This is a genomic window from Rathayibacter sp. VKM Ac-2926 (assembly GCF_022815565.1).
In the GTDB taxonomy this organism is placed as follows: domain Bacteria; phylum Actinomycetota; class Actinomycetes; order Actinomycetales; family Microbacteriaceae; genus Rathayibacter; species Rathayibacter festucae.
Window position 1 is genome coordinate 459,614 of sequence record NZ_JALGRS010000001.1, and the last position, 25,037, is coordinate 484,650.

Below are 25,037 nucleotides of genomic sequence, written 5' to 3' on the forward strand. Positions count from 1 at the left end.
CCGCCCCTGCGGGCAATCGCGGCCTACGGGACGATGACCGCGCGGCCGCGGACCGTGCCGTCGTGCAGGTCGGCGTAGGCCCGGGGGGCGTCGGCGAGGGCGTAGCGCTGCACCTCGACGTCGATGCGGCCCGCCTTGGCGAGCTCGAAGACCTCGATCAGCTCGCTGCGGGAGCCCCAGTAGGGGATCCGCAGGGCCGCGTCGTAGGCGATCGTGCCGAAGCCGACGGTCGCCTGGCCGCCGCCGATGCCGACGATGGTGACGTCCGACTCGACGGCCGCGACCGCCGTGGCCGTCGCGATGGTCGGGCCGGCGCCGACGAAGTCGAAGACGGCGTCCGCGCCCAGCCCGCCGGTGATCTCGCGGATCCTCTCGGCGGCGGAGGCGTCGCTGATCAGCGTGACGTCCGCTCCGACGTGCTTCGCCAGCTCGAGCTTCTCCTCGCTGACGTCGAGCGCGATCACCGTCGCGCCGGAGAGCGCCTTGAGGATCTGGATGCCGACGTGGCCGAGCCCGCCCGAGCCGATGACGACGGCGTAGGTGCCCGCGCCGAGCTTCGGGAGGCTGCGCTTGATCGCGTGGTACGGCGTGAGCCCGGCGTCGGTGAGCGAGACGTTCTTCACCGGGTCGAGGTCGCCGATCGGGATCAGGTGGCGGACGTCGTCGACGATCATGTACTCCGCCATCGAGCCCTGGTTGCCGAGGCCGGGCGGGCGGATGCCCTCCGCCTCGGCGTTGGTGCAGTAGTTCTCCGCGCCGCGCGAGCAGTTGAGGCAGTGGCCGCAGCCCCACGGTCCGTAGACGGCGACGGCCTCGCCGATCTGCAGGCCGGTCTCGACGCCGGGGCCGAACTCCTCGATCACGCCCGCACCCTCGTGGCCGAGGGTGAGCGGCAGCGGGTAGTGCTGGGCGAGGTAGTCCTCCTCGGGGAGGCTCATCACGTAGTCGTCGGAGTGGCAGACGCCGGCGGCGGTCACCTTCAGCAGGATCTCGCCCGGACCTGGCACGGGCTTCTCGATCTCGACGACCTCGGGGGCCTGTCCGACGGTGGTGTAGCGCAGTGCCTTCACGGTTCCTCCTTCGCCGGGCCGCGCTCCGCGCAGTCCGACATCTGTCTGCTATCGGGTGCCCCTCCAGTATCCGCCGCTCTCCGTCGGCGCGCTCGGACCGCCGGGGAGGGTTGACCTCGGCCCTCGCGCAGGACGAGGTCCGAGCCGTGGTGTATCCATGGGGAGGGCGCAGGCGGACCGCCCGGGACGACGGAAGGCGCGAGGACATGGCCCCACCGCGCCGGAAGGCGACGCTCGAGTCGGTCGCCGAGCGCGCCGGGGTCTCGCTGAAGACGGCGTCGAACGCGGTCAACGGCACGGGCCGGATGGCCGACGGCACGCGGGAGCGCGTCCGGGCCGCGGTCGCGGAGCTCGGCTACACGGTGAACGTCGCGGCCCGCAATCTGACCCGCGGACGGACCGATGCGGTGACGCTCGCCGTGCCGACCCTGAAGGCCGCCTACCTCGCCGAGCTGGCGGAGGCGGTCATCGAGACCGCCCGCGACATGGACCTCGCGGTCTCCGTCACGACCTACCCCGACGACGGCGGGGACGGCTCGCGCCGGCTGCTGCAGCGCTTCAACTCGCAGCTCACCGACGGGCTGCTGCTCTCGCTGTCGGAGCACGAGACCCTCGACCGCTCGGCGCTCGCCGTCGAGTACCCCCTGGTCTGCCTGGGGACCCGCGACACCTACGAGCTGGTGGACCGGGTAACGACCGACGACGTCGCCGACGCCCGCGCGGCCACGGCGCACCTCCTCGCACGCGGCAGCACCGCGCTGGCCGTCGTCGGCGCGCACTCGCCCTTCGACGCCGACCGGATCGGCGCCGCCCGCGAAGGGAACGCCGAGCAGCGGCTGCGCGGGGTCGTCGAGGAGCTCGCCGCCGCGGGCCGCGCGCTCGATCCGCGCCTGGTGGGCGTCACGGGCTACGACTGGACGATCGGCTCCGGCTTCCGGGTCGCCCGCGCGCTCGTCGAGGCGGGGGTGCCGTTCGACGGCCTGGTCTGCTTCAACGACGTCCTCGCGACCGGCGCGATCTCGGCCCTGCGCGAGGGCGGACTGCGCATCCCGGACGAGGTGCAGGTGATCGGCTTCGACGACATCGAGGAGTCGGCGTTCCTCTCCCCGCCGCTCACCTCGATGGACTCGCGGATCGAGTGGATCGCCCGCACGGCGCTCGAGCGGCTGGTCGCGCGGATCGACCGGGTGGAGGCTCCCGCGACCACGCTCTTCGCCCGATCGCAGGTCGTCGCCCGCGGCACGACACGCTGATCAGAGAAAAGTCTCCTTGCCCTCACAGGATCCTCCAGGCTAGATTCGCGTTCGTGGTACAGCGCTGTACCACGGTGGACCTGCGACGACGGAGGCACGACATGACGCGTACGACGACGAGGCGGCTCCCCGCCCTGATCGCTGCTCTGCTCGCCGGGCTGCTCGTGCTCGCCGGCCTGTCGCCCCTCGCCGGGCAGACCGCCGAGGCCACCGAGATCCGGACGACGACGGTCGCCTTCACCGAGACCACGACCGTGCGCGGCACGCCGGACGCCACCTTCTACGAGGGCGCCTGGTCGAAGAACAGCACGCACACCTGGGCGACCGGCGGCGCGGCCTTCGAGATCGCCTTCACCGGCGAGACGGTCGCCCTCTCGGGCCGGAAGGCCACCACCAACGGCACCGCCGACGTCTTCGTCGACGGCGTGAGGATCGGCTCGGCCGACTACCGCGGCACCCGATCGACCACGACGGTCCCGATCGCGAGCTTCACCGGGCTCGCCCCCGGCGACCACGTCCTCCGGGTCGTCACGGTCGGCTTCATCAACCACGCCTCCGCCGAGTTCACCAGCGCCGTGCTCGTCGACGAGCGCGCCCGCCTCGCCGCCGCGCTCGACCGGGTGGGCGCGCTCGCCGCAGCCGACTTCACCGCCGCCTCCTGGGCCCCCTTCTCGACCGCCGTCGCGACCGCGACCGCCGCCCGCGACGACGCCGCCTCGACCGACGCCGCCCTGCTGGCCGCCCGCAGCGCCCTCGAGGCCGCCGAGACCGGCCTCGTCCGGATCTCGGGACTGCGCGAGCGGCTCGACGAGTACCGCACCCGCGTCCCCTCCGCCTACACCGCCGCGTCCTGGGCACCGTTCGCCGCGGCGACGGTGACCGCGGGCGAGGTCCTCGACGACGCCGGAGCGAGCGCCGCCGCCGTCGTCGCCGCGAAGAACGGGCTGCAGACCACCGCCGCCGCCCTCGTCCCGCTCGCCGACGGCACGCTCGAGACCATCGAGAACGATCGGTTCTGGCTCGACACCGCGGGCGACCCGATCTTCTCCCAGGGCGGCGGGATCTTCCGCTTCGGCGACCGCTACTACTGGTACGGCGTCGAGTACACCGGCTCGCAGCTCTACTACGACTCCCCGACCCGCACCTACACCCGGGCCGGCGAGGGCGACTTCGTCGCGGTGACCGCGTACTCCTCCGAGGACCTCGTGAACTGGACGTTCGAGAACGACGTCGCCACGAGGGACACCGCGCTGCACATCCCCGCCTCGAAGGACGTCACGGGCAGCTACTTCTCGGACATGGAGACGCTCGCCGACGCGGTCTGGATCGGCCGGCTCGGCGTCGCCTACAACGAGCAGACCGGGAAGTACGTCCTGCTCACCCAGTTCGAGAGCCCCGACCCGGCCCGCGTCACGAACGCCGGAGTCCTCTTCCTCAGCGGGGACTCGCCCGTCGCCGACTTCAAGTACGCGAACCTGCAGACCCATATCCCCGGCGTCTACCGGAACCCGAGCAAGCCGGGCTGGGAGCAGGGCACCGGCGACCAGACGGTCTTCACGGACGACGACGGCGCGGACTACCTCGTCTTCTCCTACCGCGACGGCCGCAGCCGCACCTACGTGGGCCGGATCAGCGACACCGACTCGCTCTCGGTCGAGACGGCCGTCGAGGTCTACCGCGGCGCCGGGCGCGAGGGCAACGCGATGTTCAAGCTCGACGGCCAGTACTACGTCGCGAGCTCGGACCTGCACGGCTGGAACACCTCGCAGACCTACCTCGTGCGCTCGCTCGAGGGCCGGATCCAGGGGCCGTACTCGAGCATGTACGTGCTGCCCGGCACCGAGAAGGACTACAGCCACGTCACCCAGAGCGGCTTCTTCCTGACGGTGCAGGGAACCGAGCAGGACACCGTGATCTACGCCGGCGACCGCTGGGCCGACTTCGCCTGGAACGGCCTCGGCTACAACCAGTGGCTGCCGCTCAGCGGGACCGGCGCGGACGTCCGCTTCGAGTCCCTGAGCGAGTGGGACCTGAACGCCCGCTCCGGCGAGTGGCAGGTCGGCGCCGGCAACAACTGGATCCTCAACCCCGACTTCGCCGCCGACCGGATCGCGGTGACCACGGTCACCGGCTGGACGCAGACCACCGACCCCGCCTCGACGACCACCGGCTTCGTCTCGAACCCCTCGCCCGGCGCCGACGGCTCGCGCTACGCGCTCCGGCTCGGCGCGGCGCAGGCCTTCTCGGGCGGGGTGCAGCAGCAGGACGAGGTCCCCGCGGGCGTCTACACGCTGTCCCTCCGCGCGGACCGGCCGGGCGGACTCGACTCCGCGCGGATCGTGGTCACCGGCGCGGACGGCGTCGAGCACCGCACCGAGATCCCCGCCACGAGCGGCTGGGCCGACGTGCGCTCGGCGGAGTTCTCGCTGCCGGCCGGCACCGCCACCGTCGCGATCCTGGCGAGCGGCCCCGGCGGCGCGGGCCTGACGGTCGACGCGCTGGCCCTCCGGCGCCAGGCCGCGGCCACCTGGTCGGCGACCTCCGTCTACCAGCAGGGCGACAGCGTGCTCTTCCAGGGCTCGCTCTGGCGGGCCTCGTGGTGGACGAGCAACCAGACCCCCGGCGACCCGAACGGCCCGTGGCAGCAGCTCGCGACCGCACCCGACGGCACCGCGGTCTGGACGGCCTCGCGCATCTTCGACACCGGCGACGTCGTCGTCCACCAGGGCCAGCGCTACCGCGCGAAGTGGTGGACCCGCAACCAGACCCCGGGCGACCCGTACGGGCCCTGGCAGCCGCTCGGCTGAGCCCGGGCGCCCCCTCCGCTTTTTCCTCCCGCAGCACCACTGCATCCGCAGCAGCACTGCACTTCCCACACAGCACCCCCACCCACACAGAAGGAACGAATCCGTGCGAAGAAGCTCCAAGAAGTTCACGACCGTCGTGGCCGTCTCCCTGCCCCTCGTCCTCGCGCTGAGCGCCTGCGCGGCCGGCGGCGGCGGTGGCGGGAACGCCGCCGGCGGAGGCGACGGCGACGAGACGCTCAGCGTCTGGGCCTGGGACCCGGTGTTCAACATCGCGGCCCTCGAGGAGGCCGAGAAGATCTACCAGAAGGACCACCCGGACTTCAAGCTGGACATCATCGAGACCCCCTGGGACGACCTGCAGCCCAAGCTGACCACCCTCGCCCAGTCGCAGCAGTACGAGGAGCTGCCCGACGTCTTCCTGATGCAGAACAACGCGTTCCAGAAGAACCTCGTCAACTACCCGGAGATCTTCAGCGAGCTGCCCGCCGACGCCGTCGACTTCACGGAGTTCCCCGAGGCCGTCGCCGCCTACTCGACCCTCGACGACGTGCACTACGGCGTGCCGTTCGACTCCGGCACCGCGGTCACCGCGCTGCGCACCGACGTCCTCGAGGCGGCCGGCTACACGATCGACGACTTCACCGACATCACCTGGGAGGAGTTCCTCACCAAGGGCAAGGACGTCCTCGCGAAGACCGGATCGCCGCTGCTCTCGGGCCAGGCCGGCTCCTCGGACATGATCATGATGATGCTGCAGAGCGCCGGAGCCAGCCTCTTCGACGACGAGGGCAACCCCACCATCACCGACAACGACGCGCTGCTCGCCGCGATCGACGTCTACAAGCAGCTCGTCGACTCGGGCGTCTTCGTCGAGGTCAACTCGTGGGACGAGTACCTCGGCACCTTCGTGAACGGCTCCGTCGGCGGCACCATCCAGGGCATCTGGATCGTCGGCTCCATCCAGACCGCCGAGGACCAGGCCGGTGACTGGGCGATCACGAACGTCCCCTCGCTCGACGGCATCTCCGGCGCGACCAACTACACGGCCAGCGGCGGATCGTCCTGGGCGATCAGCGCGAACGCCGACGTCGACCTCGCGGCCGACTTCCTCGCCTCGACCTTCGCCGGCTCGACCGAGCTCTACGACACGATCCTGCCGAAGTCCGGCGCCGTCGCGAACTGGCTGCCCGCCGGCTCCTCGACCGCCTACGAGCAGCCGAACGAGTTCTTCGCCGGCCAGCCGATCTTCGCCGAGGTCGCCGAGTTCGGCGCCGAGGTGCCGAGCAACAACACCGGCGCCTACTACTACGAGGGCCGCGACGCCGTGAGCGCCGCGATCACGCAGATCATCGGCGGTGCGGACCCCGCCTCGGCGCTGGAGGAGGCGCAGAAGAACGTCGAGTTCGCCATGAGCTAGGGCTCGCCGCGAGCCGGCGTCACCGAGACCCGACGTCGCCGCGAGCCGGCTCGCACCCCGGGCCGGGGAGGACTCCTCCTCCCCGGCCCGTCCCTCCCCATCCCTCTCCTTCCGAGAATGCGAGCCCGCCCGTGTCGACCTCCGCCCCTCCGCGCCCGCGCCTGCGCGTCCCACCCCGGCCGCAGCGCGATCTCCGCAGCCGCCCGATCCGCATGACCGGGGAGCGCCGCCGCAGCCTCACCGGCTGGGCCTTCCTCCTGCCGGCGGCGGTGCTCATCTTCCTGGTGAGCTTCCTGCCGATGATCCAGGCCTTCCTGCTCTCGCTGCAGACCGGCCGCGGGGCGAACCTCAGCTACGCGCAGCCGTTCTGGCTGAACTACGAGCGCCTGCTGCAGGACGAGATCTTCCGGCTGACGCTGCAGAACACCTTCATCTACCTGATCATCCAGGTGCCGGTGATGCTGATCATGGCGCTGGTGCTGGCCAACCTGCTCAACACCAGGAACCTGAAGTTCAAGACCTTCTGGCGCACCGCGATCTTCCTGCCGTGCGCCGTCTCCCTCGTCGCCTACTCGCTGGTCTTCCGCACGATCTTCGCCAACGACGGCTTCGTCAACGACGTGCTGATGGGCATCGGCCTGATGGACTCGCCGATCAACTGGCTCGGCAATCCGGACACCGGGCGCTTCGTCATCATCCTCGGACTGCTCTGGCGCTGGACCGGCTACAACATGGTCTTCTACCTGGCGGCGCTGCAGAACGTCGACTACTCGAGCATCGAGGCCGCGCGGATGGACGGCGCGAACGCGCTGCAGACCTTCTGGCACGTCACGATCCCGCAGCTGAAGCCGATCATCCTGCTCACCGCGATCATGTCGACCAACGGGACGCTGCAGCTCTTCGACGAGTCGTGGGCGCTGACCAGAGGCGGCCCGGCCTACACGACCATGTCGATGTCGCACTACCTCTACGAGGTCTCGTTCCTGAAGAACCCGAACTTCGGCTACGCCTCCGCCCTCTCCTACGTGATCCTCATCCTCGTCGCGGTCCTCGCGTTCGTTCAGCTGAAAGTCGGTGACAAGCGTGATTGAGCGCGTCAGCACCCTGCCCGCGATCGAGGACGTCGAGTCCGTCACTCCGAGCGAGTCCGTCCCCGTCCGCAGCGCGCCGCTGTCCTCGCGGCTGCGCGGCCTGCCGAAGTACCTCTTCCTCTCGGTCTTCGCGCTCTTCTCGATCTTCCCGCTCTACTTCATGGCCGTCTCGGCGACGAACACCAGCCAGGACGTCCTCGACTCGCGGATGATCCCGGGCCTGGCGCTCTTCGACAACTTCGCCGGACTGCTCGATCTGCAGGACGTCGGCTCGGCGATGTGGAACTCGGCGACCGTCGCGGTGGGCACCACGGTGCTCGCGCTGATCGTCTGCTCGATCGCCGGCTACGGCTTCGAGGTCTTCCACTCGCGGGCAAAGGACCTCCTGATGGCGGTCCTGCTGATCGCGATCATGATCCCGTTCGCGGCGACGATGATCCCGCTCTTCCAGGTCTTCGCCGAGGTCGGGATGATCAACTCCCTCGGCGCGGTCATCATCCCGGCGATCTCGACCCCGTTCCTGATCCTGCTGTTCCGGCAGGCCTCGCGCTCGTTCCCCTACGAGATCATCGAGGCCGCGCGGATCGACGGGGTCAGCGAGCTCGGGATCTTCGCCCGGATCTACCTGCCGTCGATGCGCTCGACCTATGCCGCGGCCGCGGTCATCACCTTCATGACCGCCTGGAACAACTTCCTCTGGCCCAAGGTCATCCTCGTGAACAACGACTTCCAGACCATGCCGATGCTGATCTCGAACCTCAGCGCGGGCTACGTCGTCGACTACGGCGTGCTGATGCTGGCCGTCTTCCTCGCCTCGGTGCCCACCGTCATCGTCTTCATGGTCCTGCAGCGCTCCTTCGCCGAGGGCATCACCGGGGCGATCAAGTGAGCCTCGCGGAGCTCCCGGGCGAGGCGGCGTCGACCGCCGGGTTCGACCTCGCGCGGCTCTCCGACCCCGGCTTCTTCGCCGAGAACCGGCGGCCGGCGCACTCCGACCACCGCTGGTTCCGCTCCTCGGACGAGGCCGCGACGGGCGTCAGCTCGTTCGAGCAGTCGCTGAACGGGCTGTGGCGGATCCACTGCGCGCCCCGCCCGGCCGACGCACCGGCCGGCTTCGAGCGGCCGGACTTCGACGCGGGCGACTGGGAGCTGATCCCCGTGCCGGCGCACATCCAGCTGCACGGCCACGACCGCCCGCAGTACGTGAACACGCAGTACCCCTGGGACGGGCGCGAGAGCATCCTGCCCGGGCAGGCCCCCGAGCGTTTCAACCCGACGGCCTCCTACCGGACGACCTTCGAGCTGGACGCGCCGCTCGCGCCCGGCGAGCGGATCGCGCTCGACGTGCGCGGCGCCGAGAGCACGATCGCGCTCTGGCTGAACGGCGTCTACCTCGGCTTCTCGGCCGACAGCTTCTCGCCCGGCGAGTTCGACCTCACCGAGGCGCTGCTGCCCGGCGAGAACCTGCTCGCCGCGCAGGTGGTCAAGTGGAGCGCCGGCTCGTGGCTCGAGGACCAGGACTTCTTCCGCTTCTCCGGGATCTTCCGCGACGTCGTGCTGCTGCGCCGCCCGCGCGTGCATGTCGAGGACCTCCGCGTGCGGACGTCGGTCGACGACGACGGGGCCGGCATCGCGGTCGAGCTGCGGCTCGACGGCGCGGGCTCGGCGACGGTCGAGCTCGACGGCGTCGGCCCGCTGCGGCTCGATCCGGACGGCGTGCACCGCCTCCGGCTCGCGGAGCCGCGGCTGTGGAGCCCCGAGGACCCGCACCTGCACCGCCTGACGGTGCGCGTGCGGGACGCGGACGGCGCCGTGACCGAGGTGGTCCCGCAGACCGTCGGGCTCCGCCGCTTCGCGATCGAGGACGGCGTGCTCAGCCTCAACGGGCGGCGGGTCGTCTTCCGCGGGGTCAACCGGCACGAGTTCGGCCTGCAGGGGCGGGTCGTCGACCGGGCGCAGACGGAGGAGGACCTCCGGATCCTGAAGCGGGTGGGCGTCAACGCGATCCGCACCAGCCACTACCCGAACAACTCCTACTTCTACGACCTCGCCGACGAGTACGGCTTCCTCGTGATCGACGAGATGAACCTCGAGACGCACGGGCTGTGGGACCGCGTCCGCTACCTCGACGCGCCGCTCGCCGAGTCGGTGCCCGGCGACGACGGCCGGTGGGCGCCCGCGCTGCACGACCGGGCGCGGAGCCTGCTCGAGCGCGACAAGAACCACCCGAGCGTGGTGATGTGGTCGCTCGGCAACGAGTCGTTCGGCGGCACCGTCCTCCGCGATCTCGCCGACTGGTTCCGCGCGGTCGACGACCGTCCGGTCCACTACGAGGGGGTGCACTGGGACTCCCGCTATCCGGAGACGACCGACGTGGTCAGCCAGATGTACACGCCGGCCGCCGAGATCGAGCAGTACCTCGCGGAGCACCGCGACAAGCCGTTCCTGCTCTGCGAGTACGCCCATGCGATGGGCAACTCCTTCGGTGCGGTCGACCGCTACCTCGATCTCGCCGAGCGGGAGCCGCTGTTCCAGGGCGGCTTCATCTGGGACTTCGCGGACCAGGCCGTCGCGATGACCGACCGGCACGGGGTGCCGTTCCTCGGCTACGGCGGCGACAGCGGGGAGTCGCCGCACGACGGCGACTTCAGCGGCAACGGGATCCTCTTCGCCGACCGCACGCCGACGCCGAAGCTGCAGGAGGTGGCGCACCTGTACCAGCCGTTCCGCGTCGACGTCTCGGCGTCGGAGATCGTGATCGGGAACCGGCTGCTGGCCACCTCCTCCTCCGCGTACGCGGCGGTCGTCGTGCTGCGGCGCGAGGGACGCGTGCTGGCGGAGCGGGAGCTCGCGACCGACGTCGCCGCGGGTGGGTCGTCGACCTACCCGCAGCCGGTGCCGCTGCCGGAGCTGCCGGGCGAGTACACGCTCGACGTCGAGCTCCGGCTGCGCGAGGACACGCGGTGGGCGACGGCGGGACACGTCGTCGCGCGCGGGCAGCACGTCTTCGAGATCGCGGGGTTCTCGCGGCCGGAGCACGCGCCGAGGCCCGAGCTCATCGACGGCACCCACAACGTGGGCGTCGTGGGCGGGCACTTCAGCGTCCTCTTCTCCCGCCTGCACGGCGGGCTGATGTCGTACCGCTGGGGCGGCGGGCCCGAGGGCGGCCGGGAGCTGCTCACCTCGATCCCGATGCCGTCCTTCTGGCACGCGCCGACCTCGAACGAGCGCGGCTGGGGCGGTCCCTTCGAGGACGGGCAGTGGCTGCTGGCGAGCCGCTACGCGCGGGCCGCGGGCGAGGCGCTGCGAACGGCGCGGGTGTCCGTCGAGGAGCGCGCGGTGGTCGTCGGCTTCCGCTACGAGCTGCCGACCACTCCGCGCGCGGTCTGCGACGTCGACTACCGGGTCACCGGCGACGGGCGGATCGAGGTGACCGTCGCGATGACGGTGCCGGACGGACTGCCCGATCTGCCCGAGTTCGGGATGCAGCTGACCACCGGCGCCGACGCGCACCGGCTGCGCTGGTACGGCGACGGACCGGACGAGTGCTACTCCGACCGCCGGCTCGGCGCGCGTCTCGACGTCTGGGAGAGCGACGTCGCGCGCGAGCTGACTCCCTACCTGAAGCCGCAGGAGTCGGGCAGCCGCACGGGAGTGCGCTGGGCCGAGGTGACCGACGACGCAGGCTTCGGGCTGCGGCTCGACTGCGCCGGCGAGATGGAGTTCTCGGCCCTGCCGTGGACCCCGTACGAGATCGAGAACGCGCAGCACCCGAACGAGCTGCCGCCGGTGCAGCGCACCGTGCTGCGCCCGGCGCTGCGCCGCCGCGGCGTCGCGGGCGACGACTCCTGGGGCGCCCGCCCGCACCCCGAGTACGAGGTCCGGCCGCTCGACGGCCGCCTCGAGTTCCGCTTCGGCCTGACGGGCGTCGGCGGCTGACGCGCGGGTCTCGCTACGCCGCTGCGCGGCTACTCGACCAGCATGCTGGCGCCCCCTCTGCCGGTCGCGCGCATTGTGCTGGTCGAGCAGCCCGCGCCGAGGCCCTCCATGCTGGTCGAGTAGCCCGGGCCGCGGCCCTCCATGCTGGTCGAGTAGCCCGCGCCGCGGGCGTATCGAGACCCCGCCGCGCACAACATCAGCTGAGAGCACAGGGCCTCCCCTGTCAGCGGAGGGACCCCCGTCTCAGCTGATGTTGTGCAGGACTTAAGCGGCAACCCGCACAACATGCCGGCCGCGCAACCCGCGCCGCGGCCCTCCCTGCTGGCCGCGCACCCCGCACCCATGCTGGTCGAGTAGCCCGCGCAGCGGGCGTATCGAGACCCACCCACCCACCCCACGCACTCCCCCGCAACAGCCCCGAAACGCGCGCTCGCTAGGGTTCCCGGAGCAGTGCCGGCGGACGCCGGCCGGAACGCGGGAGAGCATGCAGAAGCGGATCGTCCTCGGAGTCTTCGAAGCGGGCACCCCGCACGTCGGCGGCACCATCAGCTGGTCGCACCCGCGCAGCCGCGACGGCGACTTCCGCGACATCGACTACTGGCAGCGGATGGCGCGCCTCCTCGACGACGCCGGCTTCGACTTCCTCTTCTTCGCGGGCGGCTCCTTCGGCTACTCCTCCCGCCGCGGCGAGCTCTCCGACGTCCTCGTCGAGGCCGGCATGACCTTCGCGCTCGACGGCGCGTACCTCATCCCCGCGCTGGCGGTCGGCACCGAGCGGCTGAACTTCGTGGTCACCAGCACCACCGGCGCCGACCACCCGCTGCACGCGGTGCGCAAGTTCTCCACCCTCGACCACGTCACCCGCGGCCGCATCGGCTGGAACATCGTCACCGGCGCCTCGCAGAACACGATGGCCGCGATGCTCGGCCAGTCCGCGATGGTCCCGCACGACGAGCGCTACCGCGCCGCGCAGGAGTACGTCGACGTCGCCTTCTCCTTCTGGGAGGGCGGCAACGACGACGACGTCATCGTGCTCGACCACGAGCGCAACGTCTTCGCCGATCCCGAGAAGATCCGCCCGGTCGCCTACGAGGGCGAGTTCTACCGCTCGCACGGCTACCACACGCTGCCGCCGTCGCCGCAGCGCTCGCCCCTGCTCTTCCAGGCCGGGACCTCGCCGGTGGGCCGCGCCTTCGCCGCGAAGAACGCCGAGTGCGTGTTCGTGCAGGGCTCGACCTACGGCAAGGTCAAGGCGGACATCGTGGACATCCGCCGCCGGGCCGCGGAGAACGGCCGCGACCCGCAATCGGTGAAGGTCATGGTCGGCGTCACGATCGTCGTCGCACCGACCTCGGCGGAGGCGGCGCAGCTGCGCGCCGAGTTCGACGCGCTGCAGACCGACGAGCTGGCCGCGCACTACTACGCCGGCAACACGGGCGTCGATCTGCTGGCCTACGACCTCGACCGCACGCTCGCCGAGCAGCTGGTCCTCGACGACCAGGCCGGGCAGATGGGCACCAGCAACATCGAGCGCTTCCTCACCCGCCCGGACGGCACGGCGCCGACGGTGCGCGAGATCCTCGACGAGCTGAAGGGCAAGGGCACCCGCGGCTTCGCGATCACCGGCGACCCCGTCGAGGTCGCCGACGAGCTCGAGCGGATGATGGACGAGACCGACCTCGACGGCATCATGCTCGAGGCCGTCTTCGGCCTCGCCTCGATGCGCGACTTCATCGAACTCGTGCAGCCCGAGCTGCGGCGCCGAGGCCGCCTCGACCCCGAGCCCACCGGCGCCACCTTCCGCGAGCGCATGCTCGGCACCGGCCCGCACCTCGCCCCCGAGCACCACGCGGCCACCTTCCGCCCCTGAGCCGGCGGGTCTCGATACGCCGCTTCGCGGCTACTCGACCAGCATGGGGTGGGGCCCGCCGTGCTGCGGGTCGGCCCCGATTCATGCTGATCGAGTAGCGCTCGCAGAGCGCGTATCGAGATCCGCCCACCGCAGGCACCTGGGTCGCCCAGACGCCTCGAGGCGTCAGCTGACGCGGACGAGGGTGCGCTGCCAGCCGGAGGAGCCGTTGGGGGCGACGCCCGCGCGGTCCTCGATCTGGAGCATGCCGTTGGCGTCGGTCGCGCGGACGGCGACGTAGTGGGCGCCGCTCGCGGCATCCCAGTCGATGTACCACTGCACCCAGGTGTCGAGGTTGACCGGGGTCGACAGCGTGGCCTCCTGCCAGTCGCCGTCGTCGATGCTGACCTCGACCTTGGCGATGCCGGTGGTCTGCGCCCAGGCGACGCCGGCGATCTTGGTCGCGCCGGCGGGGATCGCGGCGTCGATGCGCGGGGTATCGATCCGCGAGGACATCTTGATCGGGGCCTCGGCGTCGTAGCCGCGCGGGGTCCAGTAGGCCTCGTCGGCGGCGAAGGTGGTGACCTTCAGCTCGGTCAGCCACTTGGTGGCGGAGACGTAGCCGTAGAGGCCGGGGATCACCATCCGCACCGGGAAGCCGTGCTCGAAGGGCAGCGCCTCGCCGTTCATCCCGACGGCGAGGATCGCGTCGAGGTTCTCGTCGGTGACCGCGGAGAGCGGGGTGCTGGCGGTGTAGCCGTCGACGCTCGTCGAGAGCAGCATGTCCGCGCCGCTCTGGACGCCGGCCTTCTTCAGCACGTCGCGGAGCGGGACGCCGAGCCACTTGGCGTTGCCGACGAGGTCGCCGCCGACCTGGTACGAGACGCAGGTCATGGTGATGCCGTACTCGTCCAGGCCCATGTCGAAGATGTCCTGCAGCGACATCGTGATCTCCTGATCGACCATCCCGGAGATCTTCAGCGACCAGGTGGAGGGGTCGATCGAGGGCACGGTCAGCGCGGTGTCGACGCGGTAGAAGTCGGCGTTGGGCGTGTAGAGCGGAGTGAGTCCGTCGATCCCGAGGTCGGCGCCGGCCGGTACCGAGACGGTGCTGCGCGGGCTGGGCAGGCGCAGGGCGTCGCGCACGCTGGCGAGCGAGGAGGTGGCGGCGTTGACGGCGCGGGCACCGGCGCCGATCACGGCGGCGCCGACGGCGGCGATCAGGGTGACGCGGAAGAAGCCGCGGCGCTCGATGCCGACCGGGCGGGCGGCGGGGGCCGCCCCGGTCTTCTCGGCGGCGGACGCGGCGCGCCAGCGGCGGAGGCGCGAGACGGTCAAGTGCATGACGATCATCGCGACGACGAGGCCGACCAGGGTGGGCACCGCGGAGAGCGGGGTCGCGCCGGTGCGGGTGACGATCGCGGCGATCGAGAGGCCGCCGGCGATCACGAGCAGGATCTGGCCGAGCGGCGGGCGGATCAGCTGCAGCACGCCGGCGAGGGCGGCGGCGACCAGCACGGCGACGCCGATGCTCGCCAGCAGGAAGATCTTGTCGTTCGCGCCGAAGGTCTCGATCGCGAACTCCTTGAGCGGGCGCGGCACGATGTCGACCACGAACGCGCCGAGTGCGAGCACCGGGCTGGCGTTCTTCGCGACGACGAGCGCGACGAGCTCGGCGATCGCGAGCAGCACGCCCGCGACGACGATGCCGGCCACGGCCGAGAGCGCGATGAACCGCAGCTTCGGCACGCGCGGGTTCTTCCCTGTCTGTTCCATGGGAGTCATGCTCCGCCCTTGACCTGCCCGTTCGCAGTGTGGTGCCGGTTTGGTCGAGAAGTGTAACGAATAGATAACGCCCGGCGCCTCCCCCCGCCCCGATCCCCGCCGCGAGATGCCACTTATGAGCGCGACACGCCGTGAAAACTGCTCATAAGTGGCATCTCGCGGAGGGAGGAAGGACGGAGCGGCCGCCCGGAAGGGTCCCCGGGCGGCCGCTGTCGGTGGGCGGGGTCAGCCGCAGGTGCGGGCGGAGTAGGGGGCCGCCTTCGTCGTCGTCACCGCCGTGCCGTCGATCGTGGCCGTCGCGGTGACGGTCGCGGTGCCGGCCGGGATCGAGACGGCGCGGGTCGTGTCGGCCTGCGTCGCGCTCTTGCCCGCCGCGATGCCCGGGTAGGACTTCGTGGCGTAGGGCGTCGCGATCGAGATCGACGCGGCGGCCTTCGAGTCGTTGCGGGCCGTCGTCGTCAGGACGACCTTGCCGGCGACGCAGCGCGTCGTGGCCGAGACCGTCAGGTCGATCACCGCGGCGGGAGCGGCCCGAACGATCGCGAGCCGGTAGGTCGCGAGCGTCGTGTGGTCCTGCGCGGAGGAGGTGATCACGACGTCCGTGGTCCCCGAGGCCGCGAGGGTCACGGTCCGGGCGACGGTGTCGTCGATCAGCACGCCGTCGACCTTCACCAGTCCGCTGGCCACGGCCGGGTCGAGGTCGAGCGCGACGCTCGTCGTCGAGACCGGCACGGTCAGCGTGAGGTCGCGCACTCCGGCGGCGAGCGCCGGCGAGAACGTCCCGACGGACGAGGTCAGCTTCGCCAGCTCCGCGTTCGTCGCGAACCCGGTCGACTCCGTCGTGTAGACGCCGAAGACGCCGCCGACGTTGCTCGCGGTGCCGGTGCCCTGGAAGCGCACGGTCACCTTGGGGACCTTGTTCCCCTGGGCGTCGAGGACGTACGCGCCGGCCTGGTTCCGCTTGTAGCTGTCCTTCGCCGCGATCCCGTCGAGCACCGCCCGAGGGATCTCGTCGTACTGCACGTACCAGTTCAGCGCGCCCGCGGCACCCGAGACCACCTCGGTCTTGAGCTTCACGTCGTTGAGGTAGACGTCGAAGGTGCGCCCCGCGTCGCCGCCGTAGTAGCGGACGCCGAGGTAGTTCTTCGGCAGCGTGGGGTCGACGATCATGTCGTACTGGAAGTACGCGTCCGCCGACCGCTCGCCGTCGCGGTAGCCCTCGCCGCGCCAGGTCCCGACCGCCGAGCGGTTGTACTTGTAGTTCTTGTCGGCCTCCGAGTTGTTGTTGTCGAACGAGGTGAGCGAGTCGATCGTCGTCTCCTCCACCCGCAGCTGCTGCTTCTCCTTGAGGATCAGCGCCTGGGCCTCCGCGGAGTCGGGGGCGATGAGCGTCATGTAGGTCGCGTAGCGCGCGTTGTAGAGGCTGTAGTACGGCTGGAAGATCCGGGCCTCGGAGGCGGCGTCGACGTTCGTCATGCCGAAGCGCATCGTCGTCGTCCCGTTGCCGTTCGCGCCGTTCGGGAGGCGGAGCAGGTTCTGCTTCACCGAGGACTTCCACGCGGCCGCGTTCGCGACGACCACGTTCGAGTTCACCGTCTTGTCGGCGACGCTCATCTGCACGAGCACGCCCGCGGGGTAGGAGGCGTCGACGTTGTTCCGGTTCAGCTCGGTCGCGAGCAGGACGGGCCCGTAGGTGAAGGCCGTCCAGTTCGCGTTCTCGGTGTTCGCCACTGCGGCGACCGCGGCCGGCAGCTTCCAGGTGAGGGTGTCGCCCGCCGCCACCGGGACGACCGCGTAGCCGCCCTCGGTCAGCGCGGCGACGTCGCGGACGGCGCCGTTCACGGTGAGCGTCGGCGCTCCGTCGACCCAGGCCGGGATGCGCAGGCGCAGCGTGGTGCCCTCGGCGACCGCTCCCGCTCCGAGCGCCGCGATCGTGAAGCGCGCGGTGTCGGTGTTCGGGACGTCCGCCGTCTGCGTCACCTTCAGATTGCTGCCGCCCGAGGTCAGCACCGACGAGCGGAACTGGTTCACGTAGACCGTCTTCGGCCCCTCGAAGTAGATCGAGTCGCCGAGCTTGGTGAAGCTCTCGACGCCGGTGCCGTGGTCGCACCAGAACTCGTCGTGCTCCTCGCCGAACACCTTCGCGTAGCCCGCGGTCTGCGGCTGGAAGTAGGTGACCATGCCCGTCTCCGGGTTCTGCACCGAGAGCACGCCGTTGATGAACGCGTTCTCGTAGAAGTCGGCGTACTTCACGTCCTTCGTCACCTGGAACAGCGCCCGGGTGAGCTTGAGCATGTTGTAGATGTTGCAGCCCTCGGAGGTGGAGTTCTCCCCGTAGCCGGTCGTCTGCCCGTTGGTCGCGTACTGGTAGAGGGTGTCCGCGCCGTGGAAGTGCTCGGACTGGCTGTTGCCGCCGTTCGCGTAGCTGTGGCTCTCGTCCACCATCCGCCAGAAGTTCTCGGCGGCGCGGCGGTACATGTCGAGGTCCGCCTTCTCGGTGGCGGTCAGCGTCGCGTACAGCGCGGGGTCGTCGGTGAAGAGGGTGTAGCGCTTGAGCGCGCCGATCAGCTTGGGAATCGTCGTGTTCGCGTGCAGGCCGTTGAGGACGTCCTCGTTGTTCGCGAGCTTCCGGAAGAGCGCGGTCTCGTCGAAGTACTCGGCCGCGCGCTTGTGCGCCGGCTTCTGCGTGGTCTCGTAGAGGCGGTAGAGCGCCTCGTTCATCCCGCCGTACTCGGTGTTGAGCAGCTGACCCGGGTCCGCCTGGCGGCCGGCCCAGTTCGTGATCCAGGAGCCGAAGCCGTCGGCGACGACGAGCGCCTCCGCCGACACGGCGCTGGGCGCGTACTGGTGCGCGTCGAGCAGGCCCGCGAGCACCTTGTGCAGGTTGTAGAACGGCACGAGCAGACCGTCGGCGCCGGAGGGCAGGTAGCTCACCGGGAACGGCGAGACGTAGCCGGCGTTGGCCGGGTCCTTGAGCGCGTAGGCGTCCTGGACCTTCTTCAGGCCGTCGACGGAGGCGGTCAGCTTCGCGAGCAGCGCGGCCTTCGTGGTCGCGTCCTGCTCGCTCGCGTAGGCCTGGGAGAGGCCGGAGATGTAGTGGCCGAAGAAGTGGCCCTGGAACCGGGTGCCGCTCTCGCGCTCCCAGCCGCCGTAGCCGCCGGCCGTGGTCGGGGTGAGACCGGCCTGCGTGTAGAAGGAGTGCAGGAACATCTCGGGGTCGAGGCTGAGCAGGTACTCGACGGTCTGCTGCTCGCCATTGTCGAGGTACGGGTCCTGGACGGTGACGTCCGAGAGGCCGGCCTCCTGCAGGTAGCTCGAGCTCTTCACGCCCTTCGGCTGCACCTGGATCGCGAAGGTGCGGGTGACGGCCGTGCTGCCGCCGTAGGTCGAGGAGCCGGTGAGGGTGACGGTCGTCGCGGCGCCGGTGGGCGGGGTGACCGTGGCGGTGCCGCCGGAGATCGCGATCGCGGACTCGTCGGAGGAGGTCCAGCTGAGGTCGGAGCCCTTCGCGCCGCGGGTCGGCACGGAGAAGCCGGTGCTCGTGCTCGCGGGCAGGGTGACGGCGTCGAGGTCGGCCTTCGCGACGGCGGCCGGGTCGAAGGACGCGTTGTGCGCCTTGGTCAGCGCGACGACGTCGGTGGTCGTGGCGACCTTGCCGTAGAGGACGTAGTCGTCCAGGAGTCCGCGCAGGTGCGCACCGTTGTACTGCGGGCCGTTGAAGCCGAGGGTCTTGGTCGAGGTGCCCTCGGAGCCGAGCACGCCGGTGGCCGCTCCGGTCGCCTCGGACTTGGTGACGGTGGGCTGCTTGACGCCGTTGCGGTAGAACGCGACCTGCTTGGTCGCCCTGTCGTAGGTGGCGACGACATGGGTCCACTCGTTCGTCGGGAAGAAGCCGGCGCGGGCGGTGTCGATCGCGACCTTGTAGGGCTGTCCGGTCGAGGGTCCGATCGAGAGCGCGAGCGGGGTCGCGTCGCTCTCGGAGGTGAGGTACCAGCCGTCGGAGTTGTAGGCGGTCTTGTTCCAGGTGAAGACCTGCTCGCCGGTCATCGCTGCGGTGGGCTTGTACCAGAACGAGACCGTCAGGTCGGCGGGCTGGAGCCGGGCGTCGGTGCCGAGCGACACCGCGTTGGAACCGGTGAACTCGAAGGCCTGGCCGGCGAGACCGGTGCCGTAGGCGGCGGTGCCCTTCTGCATCCCGACCGTGTTGCCGCGACCGCTGGTGTCAGTGATGCTGCCGTCGAAGGGCAGCTCGAGCACCTTCGCGCTGTCGAGGGAGGTGGCCGGTGCGGCCTGCGCGGTCGGGCCGACCGCGAGCAGTCCCGCCGTCAGCGCCATCACCGCCGCGGTCGCGATCGGGATCCGTCGTCTCGTCGTCATTCGTGGGGCCTCTCGTCGTTGAGATCGGTACTGAGCGCGATGTTACCGTGAACAATTAGCTTTCGGTGAGGTTTCGGTGCGCGGGCTGAGCGGGCTCGAAGGAGCGGCGGAGCGGACCTGCTGTGAGGCCTCCTGGCGCGACGCATAGCAGGGCCGCGCGGATCAGGGCAGGGGGCTGCCGTCGCGCCGCGCCCCTGATGGGATGACGGCATGTCCGACTCCGCTGCTCGCCCGTCCCAGGACGACGACCTCCGCTCCATCGTCTACGCGAGCCACACCGCCGCCGGCCTCGAGGAGGCGGACCTGCCCGCACTGCTCGAGCAGTGCCGCGCGAACAACGAGCGCCTCGGCCTGACCGGCATCCTGCTGTTCCGCGACGGGCGGTTCCTGCAGCTGCTCGAGGGACCGAGCGCGACGCTGCGCGAGCGGATGGCGATCATCGCCGACGACCCCCGGCACGCCGGGCTGCGCGTGCTGCTCGAGGAGGCGCCGGCGCAGCGGCTGTTCCCCTCCTGGACGATGGCGTACGAGGCGATCACCGACTCGATGACGACCGAGCTGCCGGGCTACCGCAGCACCTTCGAGGACATCGACTCCGACGTCGACGCGAGCGCGACGCTGCCGGCGCTGCGCGAGCTGATCCGCTGGTTCCAGGTGCGCCACTGACGCCGAGCCGCGGGGGGGCGCTCGCTACAGTGACGGCGTGAACGAGGACGACGGGCGGGACGACGACGGGCGGGACGACGACGGCGAGCGCGAGGTCGCGGCCGAGTACCTGCGGGCCGAGCTGAGACCCCGGACGCTGACCTGGCTCCGGATGACGATCGACGCCCTGCTCGGCGGCGGCGTGATGACGACGCACGACCTCGTGGTCACCCGCCTCGACACCGGCGCCGAGGTCATCCGCACGCCCGCCGACATCGGCGACCCCTACGTCCTGCTCGGGCAGATCGAGCTGGAGCTCGAGACGAAGACCACCGCCGAGTTCCTCGAGGAGTGGCGACGGGAGTAGCGCTCTCCTCCACAGACCCGATCTTGCGGAGTTGTCCGAGGGTTCCGCTCGACGGCCGCTCGGGTGTCGGTGGTCCCTGGTTCAATACGCGTATGGATGAGCACAGCGACCCGGTAGCGGCAGGACAGCCGAGCGCGCTCTCGGCCGTCGACGCGCTGACCGACATCGCCGCGGAGATCGGACGCACCTCCGCACAGCTGCTCCTCACCCGCGCGCAGACCCTGCACCTCGCCTACCGCGCGGCCGTCACCGTCCCGGACGCGTTCGCCCGCGGCAAGTCGCTCTCCCGCAGCGAGGCGCACTCCCTTGTCGAGCGATCGATCCGCGCCGAGTTCGCGGTCAAGCTCCGCCTGTCCGAGCGGGCCACGGAGACGGTCCTCGAGCACGCCCGACTGCTCATCGAGGACCTCCCCCGCACCCGCGCCCTGCTGGCCGAGGGCCGGCTGCTGTGGGACGCGAGCGAGATCGTCTGCGCGACCGCCGCCACCCTGCCCGCCGGCTCCCGCGCCCGGTTCGACGAGCGCGCCGCCGAGGTCGCACCGGACGTGACCCCGACGCAGCTGAGGCGGATCGTCGCCCGACTCCGCGACGAGCTCCACGAGGAGCCTCTCGCCCAGCGGCACGTCCGCGCCCGGCAGGACCGCGCCGTCTGGATCTCGCCGGAGGTCGACGGCATGGCGACGCTCTGCGCGCTGCTGCCCGCGCCGGACGCGATGGGCATCGCCGAGCGTGTCGACCGCATCGCCCGCAATCTCCGCGAGGGTGGGGACGGTGGCGACGAGCGCACGCCGGCACAGCTGAAGGCCGACGTGCTCACGGATCTGCTGCGCGACGGCGACATCGCCGGCACCACGCCCGCGGGCGACGGGCCTCAGCTGTCCGCGTCGTACGTGCCCGGAATCCGCGCGGAGGTGCGGCTCACCCTCGCCGCATCGACTGCTGCCGGTCTGGACGATGCCCCCGCGGACCTCGACGGCTACGGCCTCATTCCGGCCGATCTCGCCCGAGCGCTGGTCGAGACGGGCGCGTCGTTCACCCGAGTCCTCACCGACCCCGATACCCGCGCGGTCGTCTCCGTCGGCCGCACCTACCGAGTCCCGCCCCCGCAGATGCGCCTGCACCTCCAGCTGCGCGACCAGACCTGCCGCTTCCCCGGCTGCACCCGCACCGCGTCCCGGGCGGAGGCCGACCACACTCTCGAATGGAGGAACGGCGGAGAGACGTCCCTCGAGAACCTCGTCTGCCTCTGCACGTCCCACCACCACGTCCGCCACGGCGACCGCTGGACCTACGTCCCCCGCAAAGACGGCAGCATCGTCTGGACCACCCCCACCGGCCGCCTCGTCACGATCCGCCGACCGGCCCTCGCCGGCGCCCCACCGGGCCCCCGCTTCGAGGACTCACCACCCCCGTTCTGACGAACGCCGGTCCTGACGCGCTGCGCGCTCCTCGACCAGCATGCGCCGCTCATGCTGATCGAGTAGCCCGCGAAGCGGGCGTATCGAGATCCACCACCACCCGGTGGGTGGGTCTCGATACGCGCTGCGCGCTACTCGACCAGCATGTTCGTTGAGCGCTTCGCGCTACTCGACCAGCATGGGTCGCTCACGCCTGCTCAGCTCGCCGGTGCCGCTTCATGCTGATCGAGTAGCCCTCGCAGAGGGCGTATCGAGATCCACCATCGTCCGGCGGGTGGGTCTCGATACGCGCTTCGCGCTACTCGACCAGCATGGGCCGCGCTTCGCGCTACTCGACCAGCATGGGCCGCGCTGCGCGCTGCTCGACCAGCGTGTTCAGGTCAGTTGCAGGTGCGGGCCGTGTACGGGGCCTGCAGGGTGGCGGCGCCGGCCGTCGCGGTGAGGGTGCCCGCGGCGACGGACGTGGCGCGCGTCGTGAAGGCGTGGGTCGCGTTCGCGCCGGGGGCCGCGGTCAGCGTGGGCGAGGTGCCCCAGGCCGAGCGGATCACGACGGTGAGCGGCGAGGTGCCGGCGTTCTTCACGACTCCGGTCACGACGACCTTGCCGGCCACGCAGCGGGTCGACGCGGTGAGCGTCGCCGTGGACGCCGCCACGACCACCGTCGCGGTCACCCGCACGGCCGTCGAACTCGAGAGCACGCGGCCGGGCGCGTTGTACTCGGTCGATCCGCCCGCTCCGACCCACTGGTTGTCGTTCGCGCCGATGGTGCGCACGACTCCGGTGACCGGGTAGCGGCCGGGAGCGGCGCCGACGGAGGAGGTGTCCCAGGTCACCGGCTGCGAGGCGGTGCCGCGGTCGTAGGCGAGGACGACGTCGGCACGGGCGGGCAGCGCGGCGACGGAGCCCACCTCACCCAGGTCGGAGCGCACGGCGGTCGCGGCGTCGGCCGCGCGGACCTCGGCGTACTGACCGGCGGTGAGCGACACGATGCCGCCGTGCTTGGTCGACGGCGCCAGCGAGAAGCCGGGGTCGTTCAGCTGGGTCCAGCCGGCGTCGAGGTCGGTGGTCACCATCGGCCGGTAGCCGGTCGAGGGGATGACGTCGACGTAGAGGTACCAGCGATCGGCGTCGTGGTCCTTGAAGACAGCGGGCCCCTCCACTCCCCCGGCGTTTCCGCCGGCCCAGACGGCGCCGATGCGGTCCTGCAGCTGCGTCCACGCGGTGGACGGGAGCCACCACTGCTTCGCGGTCGTGGACTCCATGTAGATGCCGCGGCCGGTGCCGTTGTCCTTCGAGATGCGGTAGGTCGTGCCGCCGTCCTGGATCATCGTGGTGTCGATGACGTCGGCGCCGGTGTCGATGAAGGTGCCGCCGTAGGAGTACGTGGCCTGGGTGAAGTCGGTGGTCGCACCCCAGAGCACCCGCGACGCGCCGGTGCCGGGCGTGTGCGCGGCGTTCGGGTACACGGTCGAGGACCAGTAGACGACGAACGCGCCCTTGCCGGCCCCGTTGTAGTCGGCGACCCAGGTCGCCTCGGGCGCCCACATCATGCCGGCCTCGAGCTGCTTCGTGCCGGCCGCGTCGAGCGCGACGTCGAACTGGCGCAGGTCGCTCCAGGAGACGAGGTCGCTCGACTCCCAGACGTTCATCTTCGTGCTGCCCTGCGTGGTCCAGTAGCACCAGGTGGTGCACGAGCCCGAGCCCTGGTCGCCGCCGAAGACGCGGAGGTCGGTGGCGATGATGTAGTACTTCTTCGTCTCGGGGTTGTAGGTGAGGTACGGGTCGCGGACGCCGGTCGTGCCGAGGTCGGACGCGAGGATCGGCTTCCCGCCGTTCAGCGGGTCCCACTTCTCCGGGTCGTCGCCGCGGGAGACGTCGAGGTAGATCTTCTCGGCGTAGCCCTGCGCGTCCTCGACGAAGTGCACCATCAGATAGCCGTAGGGGGTGTCCACGCCGACCTGCGGCTCGACGGTGACGGCGACGGCACGGGACTGCGCGACGCCGCGGATCGACGCGGTCGCGGTCAGCGACGACGTGCGGGCGGCCTGGCCCGCGGCGGGGCGGTCGGCGGCGAGGTTGCGGCCGTCGGCGGAGACGCGGAGGGTGGGGTCGTTCGAGGCCCAGGTCACGGTGCCACCGTAGTCGGGCAGGTTCGTGGTCGAGTCGTCGATGGTCAGCGGGGTGACGCCGTCGAGCACGGCCGCGGTGAGCGGCGCGAACGACGAGGCGTGCAGCTTCGCGTCGACGGTCGACACCGTCGCGACCTCCTCGCCGGTGAGGGCGCGGTCGTAGACGCGGAACGTCGACACCTCCCCCTTGTAGAAGGGGTCGGGGTAGGGCGCGCGGCCGATGGCGTTCAGCGACTGATCCGTCACCGAGGCGGGCCGCAGCGCGGTGGGCGCGGAGGCGACGCGGGTGCCGTCGACGTAGAACGAGATCGTGCCGGCGGCGCCGTCGATCACCGAGCTGAGGCTGTACCAGCGGTCGGCCGCGATGCCGGACGCGCCGCGGGCGTTGTTCTCACCGCCACCGCCGGTGGTCGTGATCGCGGTGCGCACCTTGTCGCGCACGGACGCGAACCAGTACTGCGAGGTGCTGTCGCTGCCGATGTTCCAGAGGAAGTGGAAGGTCGACAGCATCGAGGCGTCGGCGCGCGTCTCGATCGTGACCGTCCCTGACGTCTTGCCCGTGAGCAGGTCGTCGGGCAGCTCGACCCAGGGGGCCGCGCTGGTCTTCGCGCCGCCGGCGAGACGGAGTGACGTGCCGGTCCAGAGCGCGTCCGTCCCGTTCACGACGCGCGCGGCTCCCACGGCGCCGCCGGCCGAGTTGGGGACGGTCGCGCCGGTCGTCTGGCTGAAGCGGTAGTCGGCGAGGAGGCCGGCGGTGGGGACCGCGGCGTCGGCGGCCGTCGCGGTGGGGGCGACGAGGCCGGCGGCGAGCACCGCCCCGAGGCCGAGGGCGGCGAGGGCCGCGCGGAAGGGCGCGCGGCGGGTGGGGGTGGGCATGGTGCTCCTTTGCA

14 protein-coding genes are annotated in these 25,037 nt (G+C 71.1%); 10 read left to right on the top strand and 4 right to left on the bottom strand.

The annotated features are described in order from the left end of the window. Window positions 1-23: 23 nt before the first annotated feature. Complete coding sequence (locus MT351_RS02205; protein WP_132435206.1) at window positions 24-1,070, bottom strand: NAD(P)-dependent alcohol dehydrogenase; 1,047 nt, start codon at window positions 1,068-1,070, stop codon at window positions 24-26. A gap of 206 nt (window positions 1,071-1,276) precedes the next feature. Here MT351_RS02205 and MT351_RS02210 point away from each other — a divergent pair, with 206 nt between their 5' ends. From MT351_RS02210 to MT351_RS02240, 7 genes are all read left to right on the top strand, one after another. Next, window positions 1,277-2,323: a LacI family DNA-binding transcriptional regulator gene (locus MT351_RS02210; protein ID WP_123734665.1), complete on the top strand. Its 1,047-nt coding sequence runs from the start codon at window positions 1,277-1,279 to the stop codon at window positions 2,321-2,323. A 101-nt stretch (window positions 2,324-2,424) separates the two neighbouring features. Next, window positions 2,425-5,130 (top strand): carbohydrate-binding protein, encoded by a 2,706-nt coding sequence (locus tag MT351_RS19865; protein WP_132435208.1) that lies wholly within the window; start codon window positions 2,425-2,427, stop codon window positions 5,128-5,130. A gap of 103 nt (window positions 5,131-5,233) precedes the next feature. Continuing rightward, on the top strand, window positions 5,234-6,547 hold the full coding sequence (locus MT351_RS02220; RefSeq protein WP_132435210.1) for an extracellular solute-binding protein: 1,314 nt from the start codon (window positions 5,234-5,236) through the stop codon (window positions 6,545-6,547). A 212-nt stretch (window positions 6,548-6,759) separates the two neighbouring features. Then, window positions 6,760-7,638 (top strand): carbohydrate ABC transporter permease, encoded by an 879-nt coding sequence (locus MT351_RS02225; protein WP_123446593.1) that lies wholly within the window; start codon window positions 6,760-6,762, stop codon window positions 7,636-7,638. Beyond that, window positions 7,631-8,527, top strand: a complete 897-nt coding sequence (locus MT351_RS02230) for a carbohydrate ABC transporter permease (protein WP_243581115.1) — start codon at window positions 7,631-7,633, stop codon at window positions 8,525-8,527. Before MT351_RS02225 ends, MT351_RS02230 begins: the two co-directional genes overlap by 8 nt. Next, window positions 8,524-11,577: a glycoside hydrolase family 2 TIM barrel-domain containing protein gene (locus tag MT351_RS02235; RefSeq protein ID WP_132435212.1), complete on the top strand. Its 3,054-nt coding sequence runs from the start codon at window positions 8,524-8,526 to the stop codon at window positions 11,575-11,577. Before MT351_RS02230 ends, MT351_RS02235 begins: the two co-directional genes overlap by 4 nt. Before the next feature lie 484 nt (window positions 11,578-12,061). Continuing rightward, on the top strand, window positions 12,062-13,447 hold the full coding sequence (locus MT351_RS02240) for an NtaA/DmoA family FMN-dependent monooxygenase (RefSeq protein ID WP_132435216.1): 1,386 nt from the start codon (window positions 12,062-12,064) through the stop codon (window positions 13,445-13,447). Between the two features lie 165 nt (window positions 13,448-13,612). On the opposite strand, the gene MT351_RS02245 is transcribed toward MT351_RS02240, so the two are convergent. Together MT351_RS02245 and MT351_RS02250 are read right to left on the bottom strand one after the other, a co-directional pair. Then, window positions 13,613-15,202 carry a molybdopterin-dependent oxidoreductase gene (locus MT351_RS02245; protein ID WP_132435218.1) on the bottom strand — a complete coding sequence of 530 codons (1,590 nt, stop codon included), beginning with the start codon at window positions 15,200-15,202 and terminating at the stop codon, window positions 13,613-13,615. A gap of 234 nt (window positions 15,203-15,436) precedes the next feature. Beyond that, window positions 15,437-19,588: a beta-L-arabinofuranosidase domain-containing protein gene (locus MT351_RS02250; protein ID WP_132435220.1), complete on the bottom strand. Its 4,152-nt coding sequence runs from the start codon at window positions 19,586-19,588 to the stop codon at window positions 15,437-15,439. A gap of 210 nt (window positions 19,589-19,798) precedes the next feature. Between MT351_RS02250 and MT351_RS02255 the strand changes: the two genes are divergently transcribed. The 3 genes from MT351_RS02255 (at window position 19,799) to MT351_RS02265 (ending at window position 22,018) form a co-directional block, all read left to right on the top strand. Then, window positions 19,799-20,254 (top strand): BLUF domain-containing protein, encoded by a 456-nt coding sequence (locus tag MT351_RS02255; protein ID WP_243581116.1) that lies wholly within the window; start codon window positions 19,799-19,801, stop codon window positions 20,252-20,254. 37 nt (window positions 20,255-20,291) lie between these two features. Beyond that, window positions 20,292-20,600, top strand: a complete 309-nt coding sequence (locus MT351_RS02260) for a hypothetical protein (RefSeq protein ID WP_123734658.1) — start codon at window positions 20,292-20,294, stop codon at window positions 20,598-20,600. Window positions 20,601-20,692: 92 nt separating this feature from the next. Next, window positions 20,693-22,018 (top strand): HNH endonuclease signature motif containing protein, encoded by a 1,326-nt coding sequence (locus MT351_RS02265; RefSeq protein WP_243581117.1) that lies wholly within the window; start codon window positions 20,693-20,695, stop codon window positions 22,016-22,018. Between the two features lie 380 nt (window positions 22,019-22,398). On the opposite strand, the gene MT351_RS02270 is transcribed toward MT351_RS02265, so the two are convergent. After that, the gene (locus tag MT351_RS02270; RefSeq protein ID WP_123734656.1) at window positions 22,399-25,023 is read right to left on the bottom strand and encodes a LamG-like jellyroll fold domain-containing protein; all 2,625 of its coding nucleotides are present in this window, start codon (window positions 25,021-25,023) and stop codon (window positions 22,399-22,401) included. Window positions 25,024-25,037: the final 14 nt, after the last annotated feature.